The organism is Cognatilysobacter terrigena (assembly GCF_004361065.1).
GTDB classification, from domain to species: domain Bacteria; phylum Pseudomonadota; class Gammaproteobacteria; order Xanthomonadales; family Xanthomonadaceae; genus Cognatilysobacter; species Cognatilysobacter terrigena.
Genome location: NZ_SELT01000032.1, coordinates 1 through 25,043 on the forward strand (window position 1 = coordinate 1; position 25,043 = coordinate 25,043).

The window sequence follows — 25,043 nt, forward strand, 5'->3', positions numbered from 1 at the left end:
CTGCGCGCCGCCGTCCTGGCCGAGCGTCGCGAGATCGAGCAGGTAGGTGTACTTGCCGAACATCGCGTAGCACGTGGTGTCATGCGGACGCCAGGCGAAGCCGATGTTGCTCTCGGCCAGCCGCGCGCCCGCCGCTGCATTGAGCGCGTCGTCGGTATCGGCGTAGTTCACGCGCGCAGCGACGCGCCAGTCTTCGTTGACGCGATAGAACAGGCGGTTCGTCGTGACCCACTGCGTGCGCTGCTCGGCGCCGCTGTCGCGACGGTATTCGAGCTTGCTCGACCACTGCGTAGTGGCATTCGTGCGTCCACCGCTGACGCTGTAGGCGCGGCGGTCGACCTGCCCCGTCGTCGCGTCGAGCGTGCCATCCATGACGGTGAAGCCGAGCTGCCAGCCATCGGCCGGATACAGGTCCATGCCGAGCGTGTGCGTGACGCCCTCGTCGCCGTTCGCGGAGCGGATCGACTGGCTCTCGTTGTAGACGTTGAGCTGGTTCGACAGGCGCCAACGCTGGCCGAGCGTCCAGCCATTGCTGAGCGCGCGGTCGAATTCGCTGGCCACGCGCGAACTCGTCGTGTCGGTGCTGTAGGTGTAGGCGCCGTAGAGCGAGTGGTCGTCGCTCAGGCGGTATTCGCCGTTGACCTGCGCCGCGTGGCCGCGGCTGCCGTCGCTGATTTCGGCGCCGACGTTCGAGCGGTTGCCGAACAGGTACTTCGCGCCGGCGGTGACACGGTTGTTGTCCGCATAGCCCCCGTCTTCGCCGAAGCTTGCCTGGCCGTTGCCGTAGACCTCGAGCGACGAACCGATGCGACGGCGATATTCCAGCGCCGCGAGGATCGCCTTCTGGTCGAGGCCCGCATCCTGCTCGCGCACGCGACGCAGCTCGAGGCCGAGGCGGTCGACATCGGTCGGACGCCACGTGCCGGTGAGCTGCGCGTCCTCGAACGTCGCGCTGCCGCGCTCGGTGCGCGTGACGCGACCGAACAGGTCGAAGCGTTCGCCGACCTGGCCGATGAACTCGGCGCCGGATTCGGTCGTCGGCGTTGCGGTGTCGAAGCGCGCGATCGAGAAACCGGCATCGACGTCGCGCCACCAGGCGCCGACGCTCCAGTCGCGCGCGGTCCAGCCGAGCTCCTTGAAGTTGGCGCGGGCTTCGATGGCATTCGCCGTGCCCGAACGCTCCGTGAGCAGCGGATTGCGCAGCACGAAGCCGAGACCGCCGTTGTCCGAATAGAACACGGGCGCGGCGGTCGAATCGCTGCGGTGTTGCTCGACCTTGAGGTAGGTGCCGCGACCGGCCTGCAGCGTGAGATCGCCGCCGATCAACCGGTAGTCGTCGCCTTCGCGATTCTCGTCGACGTACGTGCCGCCGAAGGCGACGTGATCGCCCACCCACTGCTTCGCACGCACGCCGGTGCTCGCATGACCCGCGTCGAAGCCGCTCGGGATGTATTCGTAGTCGGCGAGCAGCAGCTGCTGGTAGCCGTCGAGCGGTTCGTCGCGGGTCAATGTGCGCACGTTCTCGCGCGTGATCTGCGACAGCGGGCGCTCGAGGATCACGCGACCCTGCAGTTCATCGACGTCGTAGTCGACGCCACGCTGCAGGTCGACGCGCGCCTCGGTGCGGCCGGTGCGCACGTCGCGCACCTCGAGCACGAGGTGGTCGGAGCCCGGCAACAGGTCGGTATGACGCAGGTAGTAGAGCGAGCCGCCGGTGCCGAGGAATTCGCTATGACCCGGCGCGCTCTGCGCTTCGCTGCCGAACGCACGCACCATCGTGCGCGGCTCGCCCAGCGGCATGCTGCCGCGCGACACGTAGTTCAGCGCGGCGCCGTAGAGCGAACGCTGGTACTGGCCGTATTCGGTGCCGGTGAATCCGGTCGAGAAGTTGCCCCACAGCGCCTGACTGCGGTCCCAGTCGACGCGCACGTACAGCTTGCCCTGCGTGTCGACATCACGCGTGGTCGTCGAGTCGTCGCCGTAGACCGGGTAGTACGCGTCCGGATCGAGGCGACGGAAGACGTCGGTCGGCACCGCGTCGAGGAAACCGTTGAACAGCTGGTCCAGCTCGCGCTCTTCGGTGTCGGCCTGCGCGGTGACGAGGTATTTCCCCTTCACCTTGCCCTTGAGATAGAACGCGAGACGGCCGTCCTTGATGAAGCCGTCGTCGAACTTCTCGTCGCCGGCCAGTGGCTCGACGTGGTCATTGCCGCCGGACTTCGACAGCGTCACGTCGGCGAGCGCGACCACGAACATGTAGCGGCCGGTCACGTCGACGCCCAGCGTGGCCGACGGCGACGCGCCGTCCGTGCGGCCGCTCGACACGACGTAGCGATGCGTGCCCACCGGCTCGAGGAATTCGGCGACGAACGTGCCGTCCTGTGCCACCGGGAATGCCTGCCCGTTGATTGACAGCGGCGCAGCCTGCGGCACGTCGCGGCCGAACACGCGCACGCGCGAGCCGTGGATCGCGATGGTCTGGCGATGCAGGCCGTTGCCGGCGGCCGCGGCGGCCTGCAGTTGCAGATCCTGCGCATCGTTGGCGGACGCCACCGCGCCACGGCTGCGCTCAACCTGCGTGCGCACCGCCTGCGCCCCGCGCGCGTATTCGTCCGGCGAGACCAGCTGGATCAGCTGCGAATAGGTTTCATCGACGTTGCCGTCGCGACCGTAGGCACGGGTCACGTAGCGCAGCGAATCGCCGGCGTGCAGCGCGACGTTGGCCGGCAACGTGCCGTCCCACGCGCCCTGCACCGTCGCGCCCGACGCGAGCGGAATCGTCGCGAGCGGCGTGACGAGGTCTTCGTCGTTCGCGCGGTACACGCTCACTTCGAGGCGATCGACGAACGCCGGATAGTTCATCGCGCCCTGGAAGCGCACCGAACCGACGATGCGGCCGTTGTCCAAGGGCGCGGTCGACGGCGCCATCACCGACAGGCGCGGCGCGACGAGCGTGGGATCTTCGACAGCCCACACCGTGCCACCACCCGGAAGCGCGGCGACGCTGCGGCGCGCCGGCGTGGCGACGTTCGTCGTCGGCGCGCCGGACTGCGCGGAGGCCAGCGGCGCAGCGCCGGCGTAGAGGATGCCGATCAGCGCGAGATCGAGCAGTTTCATTTTGAGGTTCATGTCGTGCTCGGGTCTCAGCGCGTGGTGCCGGCGTCGGTGCCCGCGGGCAGCGACACGCCGAAGTCGAAGCGCACCGACAGGCCGGGCGTGATGCGCCGGACCAGCGGATTCGCGGTGGTGAACGTGCTGCCCGGCGGCAACGTGGCCGCGTCGACCTTCAGCACGAAATTGCTGCCGCGCAGGGCGCTCTGCGGCTGCACGCCGGCGAGGTGGAAACGCCCGTGCACGTCGGTTTCGATGACCAGGCCTTCGACCGACGCGATGCGCACGCCCGGCAGGCCGGCCTCGCCGTCCTGCTGCATGCCGTCGCCGTTCACATCGGCGAACACGGTTCCGAGGATCAGCGCGTCGTCGACGGTCGGATCGCCTTCGATGGTGACGTCGGCGGTCGCCGTGTTGGACACGGTGCTGCCGGTCGCGTCCGTCGCGCTCACCGAGTTCGTGTGCGTGCCGCGGCCGACGCCCGCGCCGACGCGCAGCACGTAGACGACGGTCGCGCGGCCACCCACGGGCACGTCGATGCCGTTGATGCGGATCGGCTGCGTGCCGGCGAGGACGAAGCGGTCGTCGGCATCGTCGACGCTCAGCGAGCCTTCGACGTAGGTGAACCCTGCCGGCGGCGTGTCGACGACGGTCGCGTTGTTCGCCGGCGAGATGCCGGTGTTCTCGACGACCACCGTGTAGCGCACGAGGTCACCGACGTGCACCGAACGCGTCGGCACCGTCTTGACCAGGCGCAGCTGCGGCGCCTGCATGGCGACGTTCGCCGTCACCGTCGCGACGTCGCACACCGGCGTCGGCGTGGAGCGGTCGCAGATGCGGTAGCGGAAGCTCACCGTGCCGAAGAACAGGCGGTCCGGCGTGAGCGTGATCGTGCCGTTCGGATTGACCACGACGGTGCCGGTAGAGGGCGGCGTCACGATCTGCACCGACGACGGATCCAGCGGTGCGCCACCGCCGTTCGTGGTGGTGCGCATCGGATCGATCGCGATCGGGCCGGTCTGTGGCGTGCTGACCGTCTGGTCGATCGCATCAACCGCAGTTGGCGTGACGACGAGGTTCGCCGTCGCGGTCGCGCACACCGTCGGGTTGACGACGTCGCAGATGTGGTAGGTGAACGTGTCGGTGCCGCTGTAGTTCGTCGTCGGCGTATAGGTGACGACGCCGTTCGTGCCGACCGTCGCGGTGCCGTGCTGCGGCGCCGTGGCAATCGCCACGCTCACCGCAGTCGACGTCGCTGCGCTGCCCGCCATCGTGTCGTTCGCGAGCACGGTGAGCGCGATCGCGGTGTTCTGCGTCGTCGTGCCGGTGTCGTTGGCCGCGGCGAGCGCCGGCGCGACGACGTCGACGGTCGCGGTCGCGGTGTCGCAGTTGCCCGGATTCAGCTGCTCGCACAGGCGGTACGTGAGCGCGTACGTGCCGGCCGGCGTGCCGGCGGCGACGGCGATCGCACCCGTCGACGCGTTGAGCGTGACGTTCGCGTTCGTGGTCGACACCTGCGCCAGCGTGGCGTTCGACAGCGTCGCTGCTGCACCGTTGAGCGTGTCGTTACCGAGCACGTTCACCACGTTCGCGTTGCCGGCGACACCGTTGACGTTCGCCGCGGCATCGTTGACCGCGTCGACGGCGGCGGCCGAGACGACGACGGTCACCGTCGCGGTATCGCAGTTGGTCGGGTTCAGCGTCTGACAGATGCGATAGACCAGCGTGTACGTACCGGCCGGCGTTCCGGCCGCGACGTTCACAGCGCCCGACGACGCGTTGAGCGTGACCGCAGCGTTCGAGGTCGACTGCTGCGTCAGCGTGACGTTCGACGTCGATGGTGCGGCGGCGCCCAGCCAGTCATTGGCGAGCACGGTGGCAATCGCGACACCGCCACTCGCGCCGACGATCGCTGGCGGCGCATCGTCGTTCGCCGCAATGACTGCAGCGGAGACGTTCACGGTCACCGTCGCGGTGTCGCAGTTGGTGGGGTTGAGCTGCTCGCAGAGCTGGTACGTGAGCGGATACGCGCCGGCTGGCGTATTCGCAGCCACATCGACCGTGCCGTTCGCGTTCAGCGTCAGCGCGCCGCTGGTGGTCGGCGTGAGGACAGCGTTCGACGCAGTGGCCGGCGTGCTGCCGATGGTGTCGTTTGCAAGCACATTGACGACCGCGGTCGCGCCGGCGCTGCCTTCGACCGGGCCGGCGGTGTCGTCCACGGCGTCAATGACGGCGGCGGTGACGGTGACCGTGACCGTGCCGTTCTGGCAGTTGGCCGGATTGATCGCCTCGCACATGCGGTACACGAGCGTGTACGTGCCGGCCGGCGTGCCCGGGGCGACGTTTACTGCGCCGGTCGAAATGTCCAGCGTGACCTTCGGGTTCGACGTCGACACTTGCGACAGCGTCGCGTTGGATGTCGTCGCACCGCTGCCGTTGAGCGTGTCGTTCCCAAGAACATCGGCGACGGTCGTGCCCCCGGTCTGGCCGTTCGCTGTGCCAGCGTCGTTGTTCGCCACGAGCGTCGCGGAGGTCACGGTGACGGTCGCCGTCGCGTCGTCGCAGTTGCCCGGATTCGCGGTCTCGCAGATGCGATAGGCGATCGTGTACGTCGCCGAAGGCGTGCCCGCTGCAACCGTAATCGCGCCGTTCGCCAGGTTGAGCGTGACGCCCGCGCTCGAGGCCGGCGTCACCACCGACAGCGCAACGTTGGCTGTTGTCGCTGCAGCCGTGTTGAGCGTGTCGTTGGCGAGCACGGTCGCGATCGCAGTACCGCCGGACGCGCCACCGGTACTGCCGGCATCGTCGATGGCGTTGATCAGTAGCGCGCTCACCGGCACCGCAGGAGCGGTGGCCGCGTTGTTCGCAGTATTCGCATCGATCGCGAACGACGACGGATTCGCGGTTGCCGTCGCCGCCGCGATCGTCGACGGCGTTGTCGACGGCGCGGTGCCCGCCACGAGAATCGTGATGCTGCCGCCGACCGGAAAGGTGATGCCGACATTGATGTCGCCGCTGCCGCTAGCAACGTCGCAACCGCTCGCGCAGGTCCAGGTCACGCCCGTGAGCTGCGGCGGCATCGTTTCCGTGAGCGACGCGCCGGGGACCGACTGCGGGCCGTTGTTGGTGACCGTGATCGTGTAGGTGACCTGCGAGCCGGTCGCCGCGGGCGACGTGCTGGTCAGCACGTTCGTGACTGCAAGATCCATCGCCGCCATCGCGGTGCCGCCGTTGCCGGTGGTGTCGCTGTTGTTGCCCGGCGTCGGATCGGGCTGCGCGGCGCTGACGCTCGCGGCGTTGTCGAAGGTGCCGGCCACCGGTGTTGCCGTGACGTTAATCGTCGCGCTCGCACCTGCGGCCAGCGACGCGATCGTGCACGGCAGCGCCGAGCAGCCGGCGCCGCTGACGTTGGTGATCGTCAGGTTGGTCGGTGTGTCGGTGACCTGCACGTTGGTGGCGGTCACGGGGCCAGCGTTGCTCACGACCAGCGTGTACGCGAGCGGCTGGCCTTCGTAGTACGTCCCGGTGGTGACGAGCGTCTTGTTGATCGAGACGTCGGCGCCTGCAGTGATCGTGATGCTCGCCGTCGCGCTGTTGTTGGCCGGCGCCGGGTCGACGCTGCTCGCCGAGACCGTGGCGGTGTCCGAGAACGTGCTGCCGTTCGCTGCGCCGGCGGGGATCTGCACGACCAGGGTGAACGTGGCGGTCGCACCCGGCGCGAGGCTCGCGGTGGTCGCGGTAACGGTGCCGCTCGCACCGACGGCAGGCGTCGTCGCGCTCCAGCCGGCCGGCGCCGTCAGCGACACGAACGTCATCGACGCAGGCAGCGTGTCGCTGAGCGAAACGGCGTCCGCCGTGCCCGCGCCGTTATTGGTGACCGTGAGCGTGTAGGTGACCGTCTGGTTCGGGTAGTACGGACCGGCCGATGCGACGTTCGTCACCGCGATGTCCGCCGTCTGCACCGACGTGGTCGCGCTCGCGCTGTTGTTCGCGGTCGACGGGTCGGTGACGCCCGGCGGCGCGGTGATCGTCGCGGTATTGGTCAGCGTCGTCGCCGACGACGGCGCCGTGCCGTTGTACGTGAACACGACGCTGCCGCCCGACGGCAACGTCGGGATCGCCATCGAGTTGGTCATCGTCGCCGGGCAGCTCGCACCGCCGCTCGGCGTGCAGTTGATGCTCACGCCGGTGATGCCGGGCGGCAGCGTGTCGGCGAGAACCGCGCCGTTGGCCGCATCCGGACCGGCGTTCGCCACGGTGACCGTGTAACTGATCGGCGCACCGGCCCCGACCGTTGCCGGCCCGGTCTTCGTCACCGAAAGATCGGCATTGCCGGTGACGGTGAAGCTCGACGGCTGCGTCTTGCCCGAGCCCGCGATGCCGCTCGTGTTGCTGACGTAGTTGACGTTCGCGACGTTCGACAGCGATGTGTTGTTCGCGACCGGATCGATGCTGACCTTGAACGTCACGGTGGTGCCGACGGTCGGCGCGATCACGCCACCGGTGCTGGCATCGGCGGTCGTGCCCACGCGGAACGTCACCGTGCGCGTGCCGGGCGAGTAGTCGGCCTGGTCGTCACCGGCGGCATCGGTCATCACGCCGCTGTTGGCACCACTCGTGACCTGCAGCGAGCCCGGCACGTAGGTGACGCCGGCCGGCAGCGGATCGGTGATGCGCGTGTTGTTGGAGTTGTCGTTGCCGCGGTTGGTGAGGCTGATCGTGTAGGTGACGATGTCGCCCGGATGGAAGCTCGTGGTGCCGTTGTCGTTCGTCGCCGTCTTGGTGAACGACGTGACGATTTCCGGCTCGAACACGTCGGTCGCGAGCGTGATCACGCCTGGATAGTTGACGTCGTTGGCGCTGGCGCGGAAACGCGCGACGGCCGTCGTCGAACCGTTCGGAAGCGGCACGTTCGGCTTGACGTTGTCGATGTCGACGCCGAGCAGGTTGACGTACGACGGCGTGCGGCCTGCAGTGACGTTCGCGCCCTGGAACGAGATCGAGCTGTTCCAGAAGTCCGCCTGCGGGTTGATCGCGTCGAACACCGCGGAGAGGCTCGCGATGTCCTTGCCGAACAGCAGCGACGCGGCGCCGCCGGCGTCGTCGTTCTGGCCGCGGTCGCCGTCGTACAGCACGAAGCCGATGTTGCTGTTCACCGTACCGGTCGGCGGCGTGTAGAACCCGCTGATGCCGATGTCGAACTGCGTGTTGGTGCCGTTGCCCGCCTGGAGGCCGTCGAACACGGAAAGATTGCGCAGTTGCGCGCCGTTCTTCTGGTAGGCGACCACGAGCGTCCAGCCACTCCAGTTGCCGGCCGCCGCGCTCTGCCCGATGTTGCCGACGGTGTAGGCGCCGTTGCCGGCGCTCTGCACGATCGACGTGACGTCGGCGAACGACTGGTACGTCGAGCCGATCGCGTCGGTGACGCCCGCGGTGACGCCGACGTAGCCCGCGCCCGGCGCCTTCAATCGCACCGTGGTGCGCGCCGATGCCGTCGCTTGCACGGCGCCCCAGTACAGGCCGGCGAACAGCACGTTCGAGCCGGCCGGCAGGTTGAGCGTCGCGATGCTCGAGTTGGTGTTGGTACCGTCGGCGTCGATGTTGACCGCCGTCATCGCGAAACCGTTGTTGCGTCCGTTGGCACCGGCCTGCACGTTGGCGCACGTCGCGGCGTCGTCGGTCGACGTCGAGCCCGCGGGGCACGTCAGGTTGACGTTGCCGATCAGCACGATGTCGCCTTCGATGTTCAGCGACGGTGCGGCGGCGTCGGGGAAGCGCCGCGCGAACGCACGCTGTGCATGCGCGTCGGGCAACGCCGCGAGCGTGACGGCAACCAGCACGAGGCTGGTCGCCCAATGCCGCGCGCGATGCAGGGCGCGACGCATGCGCGTGCGCAGGTCGCGGGAGACGGGGGCCGCGGTACTGCGGCTCGGGTCGTGGCGTTCGGTCATTGGTGCAGGGCTCGGTGAAGCACGGCGGAACAGCGCCGTGGCATCGGGCGTCGTGGGGGCCGACATGGATCGCTGGGCGCCATCCCCCGGGCGGGTGCCCGTGGCGCTACCGATCGGAGCTCGAACCGCGGCTCGGACCGGACTGCCGGCCTCGAGGCCGGAGTGCAGGTAGAAAACGTCAATCGCTGCAGTGCAGGAGACGTGCCAGAGCCGTGACATTCATCACGCTCATGAATCGGAACGATTGGGCGTGCCTATCGCAAGCCGCGGACGGACGCGTATGTGGCTGTTTTCACGCGGATTTCACGGAGGCCGTGAGTGAGCGATTCGTTGCTATCGCGTGAGCCGTTGTGCACCCCGGAAATGGAGCAGCGGGTCACAGGCGGATCGGGACGGTCGGCGGCCGTCGAAACGTGACGCACCGCGTCATCGGCGCCGGCCGGCGACCGACGCAAATACGAAGAGTTCCTGAACTCGACGGTTCAGGATTAAGGATCCGTTCGAGTTCGTTCCGGATACTCCGCCCCACCGGCGTCTTACGGCCGGTCCATTCCAAAAATAACGAGAGTCCTTCCCTCATGAAGCGCACCCTGCTCGCCCTGACCCTGCTTGCCGCCCTTCCGTTCGCTGCCTCGGCGGCCGAAGGCGTGTCCTACAACTACGTCGAAGGCGGCTACACCCGCGTCGACGCCAGCAACACCGGCTCGAACAACGATGCCGACGGCTGGGCGCTCAACGGCTCGGGCGCGATCAACCCGAACTTCCACGTGTTCGGCGGCTACTCGAAGGTCAACATCAGCGACACCGACATCGACCTCGACCAGTGGCGCGTCGGCGTCGGCTACAACCGCGAGATCAACCCGAAGCTCGACCTCGTCACCCGCGTCGCCTACGAGAAGTTCGACGCCGGCCAGGGCGTGGACGGCAACGGCTACAGCGCCGAAGCCGGCGTGCGTGGCGCGATCAGCCCGAACTTCGAGGCCTATGCGATGGCCGGCTACGAGGACTACCAGGACTTCGACGGCGACTTCTACGGCCGCGTCGGCGCCCAGGTGAAGTTCAACCCGACCTGGGGCATCAACGCCGACGTCAAGTTCGCCAACGGTGGCGACGCCCAGTGGTTCGTCGGCCCGCGCATCTCGTTCTGATCCAGCAGTTCACGACTCGAGTCCTCTCTCCCCCGACTCGTGAGTGCAAAAGCCCGGCTTCGGCCGGGCTTTTCTTTTCAGCCGTGTGAAGGCTTTGTTAAGGTGACGTGCTGCAGCGCAGCAGTGCTGCTGCGGACTCAACAATAACAAGGACTTACATGAAGACCACCCTTCTCGCCCTCGCGCTGGCCGCGGCGCCGTTCGCGGCATCGGCCGCTCCGCTTTCCTATACCTACATCGAGGGCGGCTACAACCGTCTGCACGTCGACAACGATCCGTATGAAGACACCACGGCCGATGGCGCCTACCTGCGTGGCTCGTACGACTTCGGCAGCTCGGGCGTGAACGTGTTCGGCAGCGTGTCCAAGGTTTCGGACACCGAGAACTTCACTGGCGGCCGCGCGGACATCGACCTCCGCGACGACCAGATCGGCGTGGGCTACCACCAGCCGATGGGCCCGCGCGCCGACTTCATTGCAGAAGCCGCCTGGGTGCACGAAGTGGCCGACCTCAAGGAAACGCTCGCTGGCGTCACCTACCGCGACAGCGCGTCGGCCCACGGCGGCCGCGCTTCGGTCGGCGTCCGCGGCCAGTTCAACGACATCGTCGAAGGCCTGCTCAAGGCCAACTACTACGACGGCGGCGACTTCGAAGGCACCTGGAGCGGTACCGTCGGCGCGGAGTTCCACATCAACCCGACGTGGGGCATCACCGCCGAGATCGAGCACGGCGACCTGATCGACGACGCGGCCACCACGCGTTACCAGGTCGGCGTCCGCGCGAGCTTCTGATCGCTGCATGCCGCAATGAAAAGCCCGGCTTCGGCCGGGCTTTTTTCTTTCCGCTGTCGTAGCGATCGCGCGTTGCGTTACTCGAACAACCCGCTCGGATACTCCGGCTTCTGCTGTCGGGACAACAACTGGCGTAGACCATCCGAGGGCGTGAGTTGCCCGTGCAGCACCGCACGCACTGCACTCGAAATCGGCAGTTCGACGCCCGCACGTTCCGCCTGGCGCATCACCTCGTCGGCCGTCTGGACCGACTCGACCACCTGCCCGATCTCGCGCACCGCATCGGCGATCGACTGCCCGCGCCCGAGCGCGAGGCCGAGGCGACGATTGCGCGACAGATCGCCGGTGCAGGTCAGCACCAAGTCGCCGAGACCCGCGAGGCCCATCAAAGTTTCGGCCTTGCCGCCGAGCGCCTGGTTGAGCCGGAGCATCTCGTTGAGCCCGCGCGTGATCAGGCCCGCACGTGCATTGAGCCCGAGCTGCATGCCGTCGGCGACGCCAGTGGCCACCGCGAGCACGTTCTTCATCGCGCCACCGAGCTCCGCGCCGAGCATGTCGTCGCCCGTGTACGCACGGAACGCGGGACCGTGCAGCGCTTCGGCGACGACCTGCGCGAAGTCGGCGTCGTCCGAATGCACGGTCAACGCCGTCGGCAGGCCCTGCGCGACTTCCTTTGCGAACGACGGGCCAGTGACCACCGCGAGCGGGACGTCCGCACCCAGCACTTCGGCCGCGACTTCGTGCAGGAATCGCCCGCTGCCCGGCTCGAAGCCCTTGGTCGCCCACGCGACGCCGGCCTGCGCCGGGCGATGCGGCGCGAGCGCGCGAAGGGTTTCGGCGAAGGCATGCGACGGCACGACGACGAGCACGAGGTCGGCGTCGCGCATCGTGGCGGCAAGATCGGTGGTCGCGCGCAGCGTGTCGGGCAAGGCCACGCCCGGCAGGTAACGCGGATTTTCCTGCGTCGTGTCGATCGCGGCCACGACGTCGGCGTCGCGACCCCAAAGGGTCACGACCTCGCCGTTGCGCGCCATCAACGCCGCGAGCGCGGTGCCCCAGGAGCCCGCGCCGAGCACCGCGACGCGCCGGGGCGCGTGCGGGGTTTCAAACGTGTCCGCCACGGCGGATCAGGCGGTGCCGGCCGCCTCGGACGACTCGAGGCCGCCCTGCGACATGCGCTGGCGCAGGCCTTCGGCGTACAGGCCTTCGAAGTTCAGCGGCTGCAGCAGGAACGGCGGGAAGCCGCCGGCCTGGATGAGGTCGGAGATCAGCTGGCGCGCGTACGGATACAGCGCGTTCGGGCAGTGCGTGCCGAGCATGGCGTCGAGCGTCTGCGCGTCGAAGCCGGCCAGGCCGAACACGCCGGCCTGCTTCACTTCGGCGAGGTAGAGCGGCTTGTCGTCGGCGGTGCAGGTCAGGGTGACGCCGAGCACGACCTCGAAGGCCGAGTCGTTGAGGCGCGTGACCTGCTGCGAGAGGTTCATCTGCAGCTGCGGCTGCGTCTGCTCGTTGAACACCGCCGGCGCGCCCGGAACTTCGAACGAGACGTCCTTGACGTAGATCTTCTCGACGGTGAAGGAAGCGCCGGTGCCTTCGGCGTCGGTGGCGCCGAACGCGGCGTCGTTCTGGATTTCTTCGGTCATGGCGCGTGCTCCGGCACGGATATCGATGCGAGAAAGGGGCGGGATTATGGCACGGCCTACAAGCCGCGCCGGGCGCTCAGGCGCGGCCCTTCACCAGCGGGAGGTCGGCCTGCTGCCAGGCCGCGATGCCGCCGTCCAGCCAGTGGACGTGGGCGAAGCCGGCCTTCTTGAGCTTGCCGGCCTGGTCGGCCGAACCCTGGCCCGTGCGGCAGACGATGACGACGTGCTTGTCCTTGGCGGCGGCGAGCAGCTTGTGCTCCGGGCCGAAGGCGCTGGCCTGCACGTTGCGGCTGCCGGCGATGTGGCCCTTCTCGAAGTCGGTCGCCGGCGACACGTCGACGACCAGCGCGTCCTCGCGGTTCACCAGCGCGGTGAGCTGCGCCGGCGTCAGCGCCTTGTAGGGGCGGAACAGGCGCGCGACCTCGGTGGCGATGATGGCGACGGTCAGGACCACGAACCCGATGGCGAGCATCGAGTGGCGGCCGGCGAAATCGAGGAGTTCCTGGGAGGTCACAGGCGGGACGCGGATGGACCGGGGCGCGGATTGTCGCACGCGGGCGCGACGCCCACGCCCGGGTCGATCAGTCGTCGGCCCAGAGGTCCGGCAGGCCGCTCGTGTTCCACCACGCCTTGGCCTGCGCGTCCCAGCGCCAGGTCTCGCGGTAGCGGACGGTGCGCTCGGCAAGCGTGTTGCGGTTGATCACGCCGATCTCGATGTCGCGCACGGCGCGGCCGGCCTTGAAGTCCACGCTCGCGCCGCGGTCGTGGTAGGTCGAGATCTGCACCTGCTTGTAGCGCGCGAGCTCGATCGAACTGGGCGCGAGGTCCGCGCGCAGGGTCGGGTCGACGAGATTGAGTGCGCCTTCGAAGTCGCCCCAGCGGATGGCCGCGGCCCAGGTGTCCTGCGCGGGCGGAAGCGCACGCTGGGCGGGGCCCGCGACGGCGAGGCCGACGACGAGCAGCAGCAACAGCGGCAGGTAGCGAAGCAGGCGCATGCGGTGGTCTCCCCCGAGATGCGCCGATCCTAGGGCCCAACGCCCTCAGCGCGAAGCGGACGCCGTCCCGCAACGGCGTGGGCGTGGGCGGCGGTTCAGCCGGCCGGCGCGCGGACGATGGCGGCGAAGCGTGCGTCGAACGTCGTTGCCGGGCGACCGTCGGGCAGGTCGACGCGCGCCACGAGATCGATTCGGCCACGTCCCTTCGCGCGGATCGCGGCCACGAAATCGCGCCACGACGCGTCCTCCGCGAGCGCCGCTTCCGCCTGCAGGTCGTCGTACAGCGGCGCGAGGTAACGGATGCGGCTGTCGGCGACGTAGATGTCGCAGTCGAGGCCTTCGTCATGCAGGCCGAGCCAGACTCGACCCCAGCACGCGAGCGTCATCAGCGAGGCGAGCGAACCACCGAATGCGCAGCCCTTGTCGTTGACGTTCGCAGCGAGCGGCGCAGCGAGCCGCAGGCGTTCGCCGTCGAACGATTCGATTGACAGCTGCAGTGCGCGCACGGGCGGCATGCCCTGGTAGTGCGCGTCGAGATGCGCGAGCGCGTCGGCGCTCATGGCGTCATCGGCCGGTGTGAGAAAGTGCGCGTCATGCACGACTCCCTGTCGACGGGCCCGCGATGGTACGTGATCTCGCTGCGACCGCGCGGTCAACACCAGCGGCTGCGCGATGTCGCGCGTCGAGCGGGGCATGCGGTGATCGCGCTGTCGCCGCTGCGCATCGTGATGCGCGACGACGCAGCCACGCGCGCTGCACTGCGCGATGCGCTGGCATCCGACATCGTCGTGTTCACCAGTCCCAACGCGGTGGCTGCAGCGAAAGCGTTGCAGCCGTTGTCGACACGCGCGGTCGTTGTCGCGCTCGGCGATGGCACTGCGCAGGCATTGCGACGCGCCGGCGTTCGTGAGGTCGCGCGACCTACACGCATGGACAGCGACGGTGTGCTCGCGCTGCCGGTATTCGATGCAGTCGACGGCCGTCGTATCGGCCTCGTCACTGCACCCGGTGGTCGCGATCGCCTGGCGCCGGCGCTGCACGCGCGCGGTGCGCGCATCGTGCGTGCCGACGTCTACGTGCGTGAACCCTGCGGCCTGCCGCGCACCGGGCTGCGTGCGCTGCGCGGCGTGGACGACGGTGCGCTCGCGATCGCGTTGTCGAGCGGCGAAGCGCTGGACCTCGCCGTCGGGCAACTCGAACCCGCCGACCTCGCGCGACTGCGGCGCGCGCGCGTGGTCGCCGCGAGCGAGCGGCTGGTCGAGCATGCGCGTCGGCTCGGTTTCGACGATGTCGTCCTCGCCGACGGGCCCCGGCCTGCGCAACTTGTCGCCGCGCTGAACCGGCCGCAGCGCTGAAGCGGCTTTTCACGGCGTCTCCCGCTGCCGCTGTCGAGACTGGCGGCGTCGCGTTCCCCGCCGAGGCGTCGTCATGTCGTTCATCCGCAGTCTGCTGATCTGGACGGTCGTCGTCCTCGCCGTCGCCCTCGCCGCACAGGTGCTGCTGCCCGATCCGGGCTTGGTACTGATGCGCTACGGCGGCAGCGATTACACGACCACGATTCCCCGCGCGATCGCGGTCGGTCTCGCGATCTTCGCCGCCGCGTGGTTGCTGGTACGACTGATCGCCGCGCCGGGCGTCGCGCTGCGTCGCCGTCGTGAACGCGCCGAACGTGCGCGCCTGGGCGCCGCGCTGGAGGACATGCACATCGGTCGCTGGGATCGCGCGGAGCGTTCGCTCGCGACGATCGACGACCCCGACACGCTCGCCATCGCCCGCATCCACGCCGCGCGCGCCGCGGCGGCACGCGGCGAACCGGTGGTCGCGCAGCAGCACGTCGATGCGCTGGCGTCGACGCATCCAACGCTGCGCGCGGTCGCCCTGGCCGAACTCGCGCTCGCGCACGGTCGCGCCAACGATGCGCTCGTGGCGCTCGACGCACCGAGCGCGCAGCCGCTGCCGCCGCGTGGTCTCGCGCTGCGTGCGCAGTCGCTCGCGGAGCTCGGTCGCTACGACGAGGCGTACGGCATGCTCGGCGCGCTGCGCAAGGCCGACGCGGTGCCGGCCGCCGACCTCCCGCGTCTCGAATCGCGCTGGGCGCGGGGAGCACTTCTCTCCGCGGCCGACGGCAATGCGCTCGCCGCGCATTGGGATGCGATGCCGGCCGCACTGCGTCGCGATCCGACCATCGTCGCGGCCTACGCCGAACGTGCGGCGGCGCTGAATTGGGATGACGCCGCGGCGCGCGCGATCGAGCAGTCGCTCGACGCGAACTGGGACGATTCGCTTGCAGGGCTTTATGGGCGCCTGTCGATCGGTCGTCTCGACGAACGTGCGTCGCGCATCGAGCGTTGGCTCGCCGATCATCCGGGCAGCCCCGGCCTGCTGCTGAGCCGCGCCCGCCTGCAGTACGCGCACGGGGACTGGCTCGGTGCGGAGGGCACGCTGCACGACGCCATCGAGCACGGCGCCGGCGCCGAAGCCTGGGAGCTGCTGGGCCACGGCTATTCGGCGAACGGCGACGAGTCGCGTGCGCGCATCGCCTATGCGAATGCGCTGCGCACCTCGCGCGGCGACGGCGTGCTGGATCTGACGCCCGATTCACGCGTGTCGCGACGCCTCGATCCGCTGCGCGATCCGCGCGCCGGAACGCGCCTGCAGTAACGATCAGCGGGAGGATGCCTGCGTCGCCGATGCACGTCGGCGACGCAGGCGTTCGATCATTTCGCGCGACGCCGCCACGCGCGCACGCCGATCAGCGCAACCGCAAGGCCAAGCCACAGCGGCCAGCCGGCGACCAGCATGACAACGAGATCGAGCAGGCCGCGGCCGCCATCGGCCATTGCCGTGCCGAGGCGTGAGAACAGGTTCGGGCGTTCGTGGCGCAGGATCGCGTCGACATCCGGACGTTCCGCGCGGCGCACCTGCTGCGGCTGACGCAGCGAGAAATCGAGCGTCGCGAACTCAACGCGATCCTCGTAGGTGCGCTGTTCGACGAGCGCTTCATCGCGCTGGGTCTGCTGGTCCGCACGGCCTTCGATCGCATCGATCTTGTCGGCTGTCTTGCCGGCGTTCGCGGCGGCGTCGCCGAGCACGGCCTGCGCCTGCTCGTGGCGCTTGCGCGCAAGTTCGCGGCGCAGCAGTTCGAACTGCGCGTCGACCGCTTCGTAGTGGCGACGATCGAGGAATTCGAGTTCACCGGCGACGCTGCGCAGGAACATCTGCGCGCGATCGCTCGGTACGCGCACTTCGAGATCGCCGCGCATCGTGTACGTCGACAGCTCGACCAGGCGTTCGTTGCCGAGCGGACGGGTTTCGACGCGATCGATCGCAGTGCTGATGTCGTCGCGCGTCACGAAGCCGCCCTGCGACGCGGCGAGATCGGCGATGCGCACCGCCGCGCGCTGCACGTCGCGCACCTGCGCTTCGACCTGCGCGGTGCGGATGAAACGTCGCGTACCGACGTTCTGGGTCATCGCCGCGGAGCCCATGGCGTCGGGGTCGACGCCGGGGCCGGTCACCGCGGACTTCGGTTCCGCCGGAGGCGCGCTCGGTGCAGCCGGTGCGACGGCACCTCCGGCGTCGGGCGCGGCCTGCATCGCTTCGCCGCGCGATGCGCTGGACCCGGCATCGGCCGCGATCGAAGAATCGGCCGCCTGCTCCTTATTGCTGCAAGCCGTCGCCAGCAGGACCAGCACGACGGGAACGACGAACAGACGGCGCATGCGCGACTCCGGAAGGGCGGTGGTGCCGTTCTCCAACGGCCGGCCGACCTTACCGGGGTTATCAAGCGGCCGCACGCGGCGACCGCGGCCGCGCTCAGCGTTCGAGGATCGCCACCACGCCCATGCCGCCCGCGGTGCAGATCGAGACCAGGCAGCGGCCACGACCGCGCAATGCGAGTTCCTTCGCCGCGGTCGCGACGATGCGCGCGCCGGTCGCTGCGAACGGATGGCCCGTCGCCAGCGACGAACCGTTCGGGTTGAGCTTGGCCGGGTCGATCGAGCCCATCGCATGCTGCAGGCCCAGGCGATTGCGGCAGTACTCGTCGCTCTCCCACGCGCGCAGCGTGCACAGCACCTGCGCGGCGAACGCTTCGTGGATCTCGTAGAAGTCGAAGTCCTGCAGCGTGAGGTTGTTGCGCGCGAGCATCTCGGCGACCGCGATCGTCGGTGCCATCAGCAACCCTTCGCCGGCGACGAAATCCACCGCCGCGACCTGCGCGTCGCGGATCCAGCACAGCGGTTCGATGCCGCGCGCCTGCGCCCACTCGTTGCTCGACAGCAGGCACGCAGCGGCACCGTCGGTCAGGGGCGTCGAATTGCCCGCGGTGAGCGTGCCGCGGCCGCTGGTGCGATCGAATGCCGGCTTGAGCGTGGCGAGCTTCGCGAGCGTGGTGTCTGCGCGCAGGATGTTGTCGCGCGAAACGCCGCGGAACGGCACGACGAGATCGTCGAAGAAGCCGCGCTCGTAGGCGGCGGCAAGCTTCTGGTGCGACTCGTAGGCGAGCAGGTCCTGCGCCTCGCGCGGGATCTGCCATTCCTTCGCCATGTCCTCGCAGTGCTGGCCCATCGACTTGCCGGTGCGCGGCTCGGCGACGCCCGGGAAATCCGGCTTCAGCTCGCGCGGCGAGAAACCCGCGAACGCGCGCAGCTTCTCGCCCGGCGTCTTCGCCGCGGCGGCCTTGAGCAGGCGGCGACGCAGCTTCGCTCCGTAAACGATCGGCACGTCGGACGTTGTATCCGAACCGCCGCCGATGCCCGCCTCGATCTGGCCGAGCGCGATCTTGTTGCCGATGTGCACGATCGTGTCGAGCGACGTGCCGCAGGCGCGCTGCAGCGTGATGCCGGGCGTCAGCGGCGACAGGCCGGACGACAGCGCGGCCTCGCGGCCGAGGTTCCAGTCGGACGAATGCTTGATCACCGCGCCCATCGCGACCTCGCCCAGCTGCACACCCTGCAGGCCGTACTTCTCGACCAGCGCACCGAGTGCGCGCACGGACAGCCCGAGGTTGCCGACGTCGGAATAGGCGGTGTTCTGGCGGCAGAAGGGACTGCGGACGCCGCCGAGCACGGCGACGGAGCGATACAGCAGCATGGAAGGCCTCGCGGGTCGATGACGCGGCGCACCGGGGCGCCGTGGGCATAATGCGGCGAGTGTAGCGCTACCACACGCCAGCGTACTGATGACCCATTCCCATGATGCGCCCGATGCCGCCGGCGCCCTCCACGTGCTCGGCGCACTCGCGCTCGAACTGTCGGGCGACGCGCCGGTCCGCGACGACCGCCTGACCCAGGCGCAGGCGGGCGAACTCGCCGCGTTGATCGCCGCCGACCTCGCCACGTTCGCGCCCGCCGCCGCGGAGCTCGAACTGGTGATCGTCGGCGCGCACTACGACCCGGTCGAACTGCTGCGCCCGGGCTGGCCGGTGCACCGCGAACTCGACGACCTCGCCGCGCGTGCGCCGGGGTCGAGCAAGGCGCGCGTCATCGCGTTCGGTGCGCACGACGGCACGCTGCCCGGCGCGCTGGCGCCGCAGTCCGACTTCGCCGGCGGCCCGTTGCGTCTGGTGCCGTTCGTGCTGACGGGCGATCCCGATCGCATCGCTGCGGTCGGCGACCTGTTCGAGCACGAGCTGCTCGAGCGCGGCATGGCCGGCGCGGCGACGGCGCTCGCCGCGCAGTCGATGTTCGGCCTGCAGGTCGAGCATGCGCGCTACCTCACCGTGCACGACCTCGCGGCGATGACGTCGCTGCAGTACGAACACGCCGGCCTCGCGCCGCTGTGGCCGGTCATCGAAACCGCGCTGCTCGCGCCGGATGACGAAGCCTGGCTCGACGAATCGCCCGAGCCGCTGATCCATTACGTCGACGGCGAAGCGCGCATCGCGCTGTTCTCGCCGCAGGCCTGGCAGCAGCGTTATGCGGTCGGGCTCGACTGCACCACCGACGACTGCCGCCAGCAGGCGCTGCGCCAGCATCGCCACTTCGAAGCGCGCCAGCGCCAGCTCGCCGCGGTGCTGCAGGCGCACGGCGTCGTCGTGAACTTCGTGCACTGCGATCGTGCGAACGACGCCGTCGAATCGCTGGCCTGATCGTCAGCCCGTCGGTGCGGGCGTCGGCCGTCCGCGCGCGATGCGCACGAGTCGCGTGATCTGCCACAGGGCCGACGCGCCGAAGAACAGGTCGACCATGCGCGACAGCGGCGACGTCGCGCCGCCGAACACGCTGCCGACGAGATCGAACTGCGCCAGGCCGATCAGCCCCCAGTTGAGGCCGCCGAGCACCAGCAGCACGAACGTGACCGTGTTCAACGCCCTCATCGCCCACCTCCGCTGACCGCACCACGGAGCCGAACCGCACGGGGCGAGCATGCGCCGCTGGCATGACGGCGCAACGGCCGCCGTGGGGCGCGCCGACGGATGGCGGGGACGGCGGCGTCAGTGGACGGTGCGGCTCCGACTCGCCGGCTTGGCCTTCGACCGCGTGAGCACCCCGGCCGCGGCCTTCTTCGCCGACGCCTTCGAACGGCCGCGCGACGACTTGTCCGACGGCGGCTTGAGCGCGCGGCGCGCACCGCTGCGCAGATCGAGAATCCGGTTCTCGCCCATCAGCTCTTCCTTCTTCGTCACCCGCGCGACGAGGAACGAGAGCAGCTTGCCGACGCCGGTGCGCGGCCCCGTCCAGTACTCCGCGCTGCGGACTTCGACTTCGAGCAGCACGAGGTTCGGATCGTTCACGCCCTTCGGGAAGAACGCCTTCATCGCGTCGCTCCACAGCGATTCGATCTTCGCGCGGTCGCGATTGATGCGCGCTTCGCCGGCCACCGAAATGTAGGTGTTCGCATCCTTCGACGCGTAGGCGACGTTGACCTTCTTCTTGCGCTTGATCTCGCCGATCTTCGGGCTGTCGGCTTCGGTGAAGAACCAGATGCGTTCGCCGTCGAAGCTCGCCTGCTGCGTCGACAGCGGACGGCTGACGAGCCAGCCTTCGGGTCCGACGGTGGTGAGCATCGCGATGTCGATGCCTTCGATGAGTTCGGCGAGCTGCTCGGCGCTGGTGGGACGACGGGCCATGACGGAAGTCCGGTGGAAGGTGCACCGACGCTGCGGCCGGACCCGACAAGGCGTGGTGAATCGAATGCGACATCGTTCAGCTGTCGGCGATCGCGGTGTCGTCGGCGCGTCGACACGCGTTCGTCGCGAACAGGCACACGACACGTGACGACCAAAACGAAAACGGCCGCCCCGAAGGCGGCCGTTCTGCAACAGCGATGCCGACGATCAGAGCAGGCCGAGCGCCAGCTTGCTGAGCAGCATCACCACGCCCGCACCGGCGGCGACGAGCGCGAGCAGCAACGGGCTGCGCACCGGGTTGATGCCCGCGGCCTGCGCGAGGCCGCCGATGAACACCGGCATCAACGCGTCGGTGGCTTCCCACATGTCGCGGCCCATCGACTTGAACGCGAGCGCGAGGCCGGCGGTCAGCGCGAGGCTGAACAGCATCGCCGTCAGGCCGTCCTTGAACGTGATCTTGCGCAACGTCGCGCCCATAAGCTGCATGACACGGAACTCCTGGAACATCACGCCGCGCGGCGCGATTCGATGTGGATTCGGCGAAGCCCACGCGGCCTCTGACCGAGGTAACGGCCATGCGCGAAGGATCTACAGGGTAGCCACGTCACTCCGCTTTCACATGAATGGCGCGTGCAGCGGCCGCATGCCGTGACGACGGTCGCAACCGCGGGCGTGCAAGCGGCCGCGGCGTGCGCGAAAGCGGCGGTTGTCGTGAGTTCCAGGTGTCAGCGCGCGTCGGATCGCGTGGTCGCTTCGAAGATGCGATAGCCGGCGTCGCGCATGCCGAGCGATGTGTAGGTCGACTGCGCGACGTCGTTGTCGCGCTCGACATAAAGACGCAACCCGATGACGTCGCGACGCGCCGCCGCGTTCGCACGCACATGGTCGTACAACGCGCGGAACACGCCCGCGCGGCGACGCGCGGGCGCGACGTAGACGCTCTGGATCCACCACCAGTGTCCGCAGCGCCAGTCGCTCCATTCCGTCGTCGTCATCAGCATGCCGACGGGCTCGGCGATCACTTCCGAGCCCGCGACCGGCACTTCGCGCACAGCGACGATGTAGTGCGCCTTCGACGGATCGGCGATGCCCTGCGTGACGCCGGCGAGCACGATGTTGGGATCAAGCTCGAGATGCTCGGTCTCCATCGCCATCGTGCACGCCCACTGCGCGAGCAATTCGGCGTCGGTGGGCACCGCATCGCGAACGCGCAGGTGGCCGAGCATGTCAGCGGCCCGCGCGGATCACGCCGCAGGCGATGCGCGCGCCGGAGTTGCCTGCGGGCTGCGACGCGTAGTCGTCGCCCTGCGCGTGCACGACGAGCGCGCGATTGAGGATGTTGGTCGCGGCCGCGCCGCCGAGGGTCATGCCGCCGACGTGGATGTCGACATGCGCGACGCCGTCGGTGCCGGCGGTGATGTTGGGCAGATCACCGGCATGGTGCGTCGTGCTGTCGGGGCGTCCGTGCGCGCGCCCGGCCGGATTGAAGTGCGGGCCGGCGCTCGTCGCATCCGCGGCGCTGCAGTCGCCGGTTTCATGCACGTGGATGCCGTGCGTGCTGCCCGGCGCGAGGCCGCCGATGTCGCCGGTGAAATGCACGCCGCCCGCCATCGCCATCGCGTTCAACTTGCCGCTCACCAGCGAGCCCGAGGCCGGCGCGAGCGCGATCACCGCCGCATCCACGGGTGGTGCAGCGACGCCGACGGACGCATGCACGGGCGCGGTGGCCGGCACCGTCGAGGGCGCGGGCGCGGTGCTTGCGCACCCGGCGAGCAGCAGCGTGGAAGTGATCACGGCGAGGCACGTCTTCATGGCGGTCTCCTTGGAGGATCGACAGTCTGCGGCGCGCGCATTCGCGCGCGGTGAAGTCAGCCGGCGTCGCGCGGCGTGCGCGTGCGGCCGGGGCCGAGCTTGCGCGTGAGCGTGTTGCGCCCCAGGCCGAGCAACGCGGCGGCCTCGCCGCGTCGTCCGCCGGTACGTTCGAGCGCGACGTCGAGCAGCACGCGCTCCAGGCGATCGCGGGCGGTGTCGTGCAGGTTCGTGTCACCGCGATCGAGCGCGTCGCGCGCCCAGTCGGCGAGCGCGGCATCCCAGTCGACGCTCGCGACCGACGCAGGCGTCCCGAGCGCCGCATCGACGTCGGCGCGCGTGATGCGTTCGCCCGGTGCGAGCGCGGCGAGCCGCCAGCACACGTTCTCGAGTTCGCGCACGTTGCCGGGCCACGCGTGCACCTGCAGGCGATCGAGCGCATCGCGATCGAAGCGCTTGGCCCGCGCACCGAGGCGCGACGCCGCCTGCGCGAGGAAATGGGACGCCAGCAGCGGAATGTCCTCGCGACGCTCGCGCAACGGCGGCAGGCGCAGTCGCACGACGTCGAGGCGATGCAGCAGATCCGCGCGGAACTGTCCGCTCGCCACGCGCGCTTCGAGATCCTGGTGCGTCGCCGCGACGACGCGCACGTCGACGCGGATCAGCTCGCGACCACCGACGCGGAAGAACTCGCCCTGCTGCAGCACGCGCAGAAGCCGCGTCTGCGGGGCGGCGGGCATGTCGCCGATCTCGTCGAGGAAGAGCGTGCCGCCGTCGGCCTGTTCGAAACGCCCGATGTGCCGACGCGCCGCGCCCGTAAATGCACCGGCTTCGTGGCCGAACAGTTCGGATTCGAGCAGTTCGGACGGAATCGCCGCGGTGTTGAGTGCCACGAACGGCTTGTGCGCGCGCGGCGATTCGCGATGTAGTGCGCGCGCGACGAGTTCCTTGCCGGTGCCGGTTTCGCCCGTGATCAGCACCGACAACGGCGCCTGCGCGAGGCGCCCGATCGCGCGGAACAGCTCGCGCATCGCCGGCGCGGTGCCGAGCAAGGTTTCCGCAGTGGCCGGCAATTCGTCGGGCGCGGTGACGGGCGGCGTCGATGGGCCGAGCACGCGCGCCGCGAGTGCGACGGCATCGTCGAGATCAAAGGGCTTGGACAGGAATTCGTGCGCGCCCGCGCGGAACGCGCCGGCCGTGCTCGCGATGTCGGTGTAGGCGCTCATGACGACGACGGGCAGGTCGGCGCGGCGCTGCTTGAGTTTTTCCAGCAGCACGAGGCCGTCGTCGCCGGGCATGCGCACGTCGGTGAACAGCAGGTCGGGCAGCACGTCGGATTCGTCGAACGTCGCGAGCGCGCTGCCCGCGTCGGAGAACGTGTTGACGCGCCAGCCGGCATCGCGCAATGCGGTCGCGAGTACGAAGCGGATCGCTGCTTCGTCGTCGACGATCCAGATCATCGGCTCAGGCATCGACGGGCTCCGGCAGCGGCAGCAGCAGCGTGAAAACGGTATGGCCGGGGCGCGAGCGATAGCTCAGCGCGCCGCGATGTTCGCGCACCACCTGCTGCGCGAGCGCGAGGCCGAGGCCGGTGCCTTCGGCGCGTCCACTCACCAGCGGAAGGAACAGGCGATCGGCCAGTTCGGCGGGCACGCCGCGGCCGTCGTCGGAGATGTCGAGGCGCAAGGCGAGCGGATGCACGAGTTCACCGATGCGCGCGCCGTGCTCGGCGCGCGTGCGCAGCGTGACCTGCGAGGCGCCGGCTTCGATCGCATTGCGCACGAGGTTCCACGTCGCCTGCGTCAGGCGATCGGCATCGCCGTCGACATCGGGCAGGCTCGGGTCGTAGTCGCGCACCAGTCGCACTGCCCAGCCGGCATCGGATTCGGCGAGGCGCAGCACGCGCTCCAGCACGCCATGCACGTTGAGCGGCACGTGCGGTTGCGCGGGCGCGGGCGAGAGCAGGCGATCGAGCAGCGCGGTGAGTCGAACGGTCTCGGCATCGATCAGCGACGTCAGCGCATGGCCGTCGGCGTCGTGCGGATCGAGTCGACGCGCGAGCAGCTGCGCGGCGCCTTTCAGACCGGCGAGCGGATTGCGCAGCTCATGCGCGAGCCCGCGCAATGCGGCGCTCAGTGCGGACGGCAGGCGCGCGGGATCGTCGTCGGGGAATTCGTCGACGGGATGCGCTTCGAGCAGCCAGCCGTCGTCGCGGCGCGACAGCCACGCATCGCAGAAGCGTTCGGCGCCTGAAAACCGCAGGCCGAGGCGACGCAGCCGGAGCGGCGCATCCGACGGCTCGGCCGCGCGGTCGAGCACGGCGTCGAGCCCCGCGTCCGTCGCCAGCGCGGTGAGCGGCAGGCCGAGCAGCCGCCGCGCGCCGACGCCCAGCCAGCGCGCGAACGCGAGGTTGCAGCCGGCGATGCGCGCGTCCGCGGTGGTCCACGCGAGCGGCGTGGTCAGCTGGTCGAGGTCGGGCGCGGCCGGCGTCATTGCACCATGGTAGTGCAGGCGCGGCGTGGC

General features: G+C 69.5%; 20 protein-coding genes and 1 pseudogene. 5 read left to right on the top strand and 16 right to left on the bottom strand.

The window, feature by feature from the left end; genetic code table 11:
* The coding region (locus EVS83_RS14065; protein WP_133501651.1) for a hypothetical protein at positions 1-3,129 on the bottom strand (3,129 nt) is incomplete at its 3' end.
* A gap of 14 nt (positions 3,130-3,143) precedes the next feature.
* Positions 3,144-9,062 (bottom strand): beta strand repeat-containing protein, encoded by a 5,919-nt coding sequence (locus EVS83_RS14070; RefSeq protein ID WP_133501652.1) that lies wholly within the window; start codon positions 9,060-9,062, stop codon positions 3,144-3,146.
* Between the two features lie 578 nt (positions 9,063-9,640).
* Here EVS83_RS14070 and EVS83_RS14075 point away from each other — a divergent pair.
* Both EVS83_RS14075 and EVS83_RS14080 read left to right on the top strand, forming a co-directional pair.
* On the top strand, positions 9,641-10,210 hold the full coding sequence (locus EVS83_RS14075) for an OmpO family porin (protein WP_133501653.1): 570 nt from the start codon (positions 9,641-9,643) through the stop codon (positions 10,208-10,210).
* 158 nt (positions 10,211-10,368) lie between these two features.
* The gene (locus EVS83_RS14080; RefSeq protein WP_133501654.1) at positions 10,369-11,001 is read left to right on the top strand and encodes an outer membrane beta-barrel protein; all 633 of its coding nucleotides are present in this window, start codon (positions 10,369-10,371) and stop codon (positions 10,999-11,001) included.
* 77 nt (positions 11,002-11,078) lie between these two features.
* Here EVS83_RS14080 and EVS83_RS14085 read toward each other — a convergent pair whose 3' ends face one another.
* From EVS83_RS14085 to EVS83_RS14105, 5 genes are all read right to left on the bottom strand, one after another.
* Positions 11,079-12,122, bottom strand: coding sequence for an NAD(P)H-dependent glycerol-3-phosphate dehydrogenase (locus EVS83_RS14085; RefSeq protein WP_133501655.1), 1,044 nt, complete (start codon positions 12,120-12,122; stop codon positions 11,079-11,081).
* Positions 12,123-12,128: 6 nt separating this feature from the next.
* On the bottom strand, positions 12,129-12,644 hold the full coding sequence (gene secB, locus EVS83_RS14090) for a protein-export chaperone SecB (protein ID WP_133501656.1): 516 nt from the start codon (positions 12,642-12,644) through the stop codon (positions 12,129-12,131).
* 76 nt (positions 12,645-12,720) lie between these two features.
* Complete coding sequence (locus EVS83_RS14095) at positions 12,721-13,116, bottom strand: rhodanese-like domain-containing protein (RefSeq protein ID WP_425456114.1); 396 nt, start codon at positions 13,114-13,116, stop codon at positions 12,721-12,723.
* Between the two features lie 109 nt (positions 13,117-13,225).
* The gene (locus tag EVS83_RS14100) at positions 13,226-13,639 is read right to left on the bottom strand and encodes a hypothetical protein (protein ID WP_133501658.1); all 414 of its coding nucleotides are present in this window, start codon (positions 13,637-13,639) and stop codon (positions 13,226-13,228) included.
* Positions 13,640-13,734: 95 nt separating this feature from the next.
* Entirely contained in the window at positions 13,735-14,199 is a 465-nt protein-coding gene (locus EVS83_RS14105; protein WP_133501659.1) for a YiiD C-terminal domain-containing protein, read from the bottom strand.
* A 33-nt stretch (positions 14,200-14,232) separates the two neighbouring features.
* Here EVS83_RS14105 and EVS83_RS14110 point away from each other — a divergent pair, with 33 nt between their 5' ends.
* On the top strand, positions 14,233-14,994 hold the full coding sequence (locus EVS83_RS14110) for a uroporphyrinogen-III synthase (RefSeq protein ID WP_133501660.1): 762 nt from the start codon (positions 14,233-14,235) through the stop codon (positions 14,992-14,994).
* A gap of 73 nt (positions 14,995-15,067) precedes the next feature.
* Positions 15,068-16,300: a heme biosynthesis protein HemY gene (locus tag EVS83_RS14115; protein WP_133501661.1), complete on the top strand. Its 1,233-nt coding sequence runs from the start codon at positions 15,068-15,070 to the stop codon at positions 16,298-16,300.
* 56 nt (positions 16,301-16,356) lie between these two features.
* Here the strand turns inward: EVS83_RS14115 and EVS83_RS14120 are convergent, their stop codons facing one another.
* A complete protein-coding gene (locus EVS83_RS14120; RefSeq protein ID WP_133501662.1) occupies positions 16,357-17,361 on the bottom strand; it encodes a DUF4349 domain-containing protein in 1,005 nt (334 codons plus the stop codon).
* Between the two features lie 94 nt (positions 17,362-17,455).
* Complete coding sequence (locus tag EVS83_RS14125; RefSeq protein WP_133501663.1) at positions 17,456-18,733, bottom strand: acetyl-CoA C-acetyltransferase; 1,278 nt, start codon at positions 18,731-18,733, stop codon at positions 17,456-17,458.
* A gap of 88 nt (positions 18,734-18,821) precedes the next feature.
* Between EVS83_RS14125 and EVS83_RS14130 the strand changes: the two genes are divergently transcribed.
* Positions 18,822-19,730 carry a hypothetical protein gene (locus EVS83_RS14130; protein WP_133501664.1) on the top strand — a complete coding sequence of 303 codons (909 nt, stop codon included), beginning with the start codon at positions 18,822-18,824 and terminating at the stop codon, positions 19,728-19,730.
* A gap of 3 nt (positions 19,731-19,733) precedes the next feature.
* Here the strand turns inward: EVS83_RS14130 and EVS83_RS14135 are convergent, their stop codons facing one another.
* The 7 genes and pseudogenes from EVS83_RS14135 to EVS83_RS14170 all read right to left on the bottom strand — a co-directional run bounded on the left by EVS83_RS14135 (position 19,734) and on the right by EVS83_RS14170 (position 25,013).
* Positions 19,734-19,958, bottom strand: a complete 225-nt coding sequence (locus EVS83_RS14135; RefSeq protein ID WP_133501665.1) for a DUF378 domain-containing protein — start codon at positions 19,956-19,958, stop codon at positions 19,734-19,736.
* A 258-nt stretch (positions 19,959-20,216) separates the two neighbouring features.
* Positions 20,217-20,711: pseudogene (locus tag EVS83_RS14145) on the bottom strand (pyridoxamine 5'-phosphate oxidase family protein); the annotation flags it as partial.
* Between the two features lie 207 nt (positions 20,712-20,918).
* Positions 20,919-21,197, bottom strand: coding sequence for a hypothetical protein (locus EVS83_RS14150; RefSeq protein ID WP_133501668.1), 279 nt, complete (start codon positions 21,195-21,197; stop codon positions 20,919-20,921).
* 239 nt (positions 21,198-21,436) lie between these two features.
* Complete coding sequence (locus EVS83_RS14155) at positions 21,437-21,937, bottom strand: GNAT family N-acetyltransferase (protein WP_133501669.1); 501 nt, start codon at positions 21,935-21,937, stop codon at positions 21,437-21,439.
* Between the two features lies 1 nt (position 21,938).
* Positions 21,939-22,523, bottom strand: coding sequence for a superoxide dismutase family protein (locus EVS83_RS14160; RefSeq protein WP_133501670.1), 585 nt, complete (start codon positions 22,521-22,523; stop codon positions 21,939-21,941).
* 56 nt (positions 22,524-22,579) lie between these two features.
* Positions 22,580-23,992 (bottom strand): nitrogen regulation protein NR(I), encoded by a 1,413-nt coding sequence (gene ntrC / locus EVS83_RS14165; RefSeq protein ID WP_133501671.1) that lies wholly within the window; start codon positions 23,990-23,992, stop codon positions 22,580-22,582.
* The gene (locus EVS83_RS14170; RefSeq protein WP_133501672.1) at positions 23,985-25,013 is read right to left on the bottom strand and encodes a two-component system sensor histidine kinase NtrB; all 1,029 of its coding nucleotides are present in this window, start codon (positions 25,011-25,013) and stop codon (positions 23,985-23,987) included. Before EVS83_RS14170 ends, ntrC begins: the two co-directional genes overlap by 8 nt.
* Positions 25,014-25,043 lie beyond the last annotated feature (30 nt).

Coding starts and splice junctions, on each gene's coding strand:
- EVS83_RS14150 (WP_133501668.1), bottom strand. CDS start 21,197: ATGCAGCTTATGGGCGCGACGTTGCGCAAGATCACGTTCAAGGACGGC.
- EVS83_RS14080 (WP_133501654.1), top strand. CDS start 10,369: ATGAAGACCACCCTTCTCGCCCTCGCGCTGGCCGCGGCGCCGTTCGCG.
- EVS83_RS14110 (WP_133501660.1), top strand. CDS start 14,233: ATGCACGACTCCCTGTCGACGGGCCCGCGATGGTACGTGATCTCGCTG.
- EVS83_RS14100 (WP_133501658.1), bottom strand. CDS start 13,639: ATGCGCCTGCTTCGCTACCTGCCGCTGTTGCTGCTGCTCGTCGTCGGC.
- EVS83_RS14105 (WP_133501659.1), bottom strand. CDS start 14,199: ATGAGCGCCGACGCGCTCGCGCATCTCGACGCGCACTACCAGGGCATG.
- EVS83_RS14070 (WP_133501652.1), bottom strand. CDS start 9,062: ATGACCGAACGCCACGACCCGAGCCGCAGTACCGCGGCCCCCGTCTCC.
- EVS83_RS14115 (WP_133501661.1), top strand. CDS start 15,068: ATGTCGTTCATCCGCAGTCTGCTGATCTGGACGGTCGTCGTCCTCGCC.
- ntrC (WP_133501671.1), bottom strand. CDS start 23,992: ATGCCTGAGCCGATGATCTGGATCGTCGACGACGAAGCAGCGATCCGC.
- EVS83_RS14135 (WP_133501665.1), bottom strand. CDS start 19,958: ATGAGGGCGTTGAACACGGTCACGTTCGTGCTGCTGGTGCTCGGCGGC.
- EVS83_RS14170 (WP_133501672.1), bottom strand. CDS start 25,013: ATGACGCCGGCCGCGCCCGACCTCGACCAGCTGACCACGCCGCTCGCG.
- EVS83_RS14130 (WP_133501664.1), top strand. CDS start 18,822: ATGACCCATTCCCATGATGCGCCCGATGCCGCCGGCGCCCTCCACGTG.
- EVS83_RS14120 (WP_133501662.1), bottom strand. CDS start 17,361: ATGCGCCGTCTGTTCGTCGTTCCCGTCGTGCTGGTCCTGCTGGCGACG.
- EVS83_RS14125 (WP_133501663.1), bottom strand. CDS start 18,733: ATGCTGCTGTATCGCTCCGTCGCCGTGCTCGGCGGCGTCCGCAGTCCC.
- secB (WP_133501656.1), bottom strand. CDS start 12,644: ATGACCGAAGAAATCCAGAACGACGCCGCGTTCGGCGCCACCGACGCC.
- EVS83_RS14160 (WP_133501670.1), bottom strand. CDS start 22,523: ATGAAGACGTGCCTCGCCGTGATCACTTCCACGCTGCTGCTCGCCGGG.
- EVS83_RS14075 (WP_133501653.1), top strand. CDS start 9,641: ATGAAGCGCACCCTGCTCGCCCTGACCCTGCTTGCCGCCCTTCCGTTC.
- EVS83_RS14155 (WP_133501669.1), bottom strand. CDS start 21,937: ATGCTCGGCCACCTGCGCGTTCGCGATGCGGTGCCCACCGACGCCGAA.
- EVS83_RS14095 (WP_425456114.1), bottom strand. CDS start 13,116: ATGCTCGCCATCGGGTTCGTGGTCCTGACCGTCGCCATCATCGCCACC.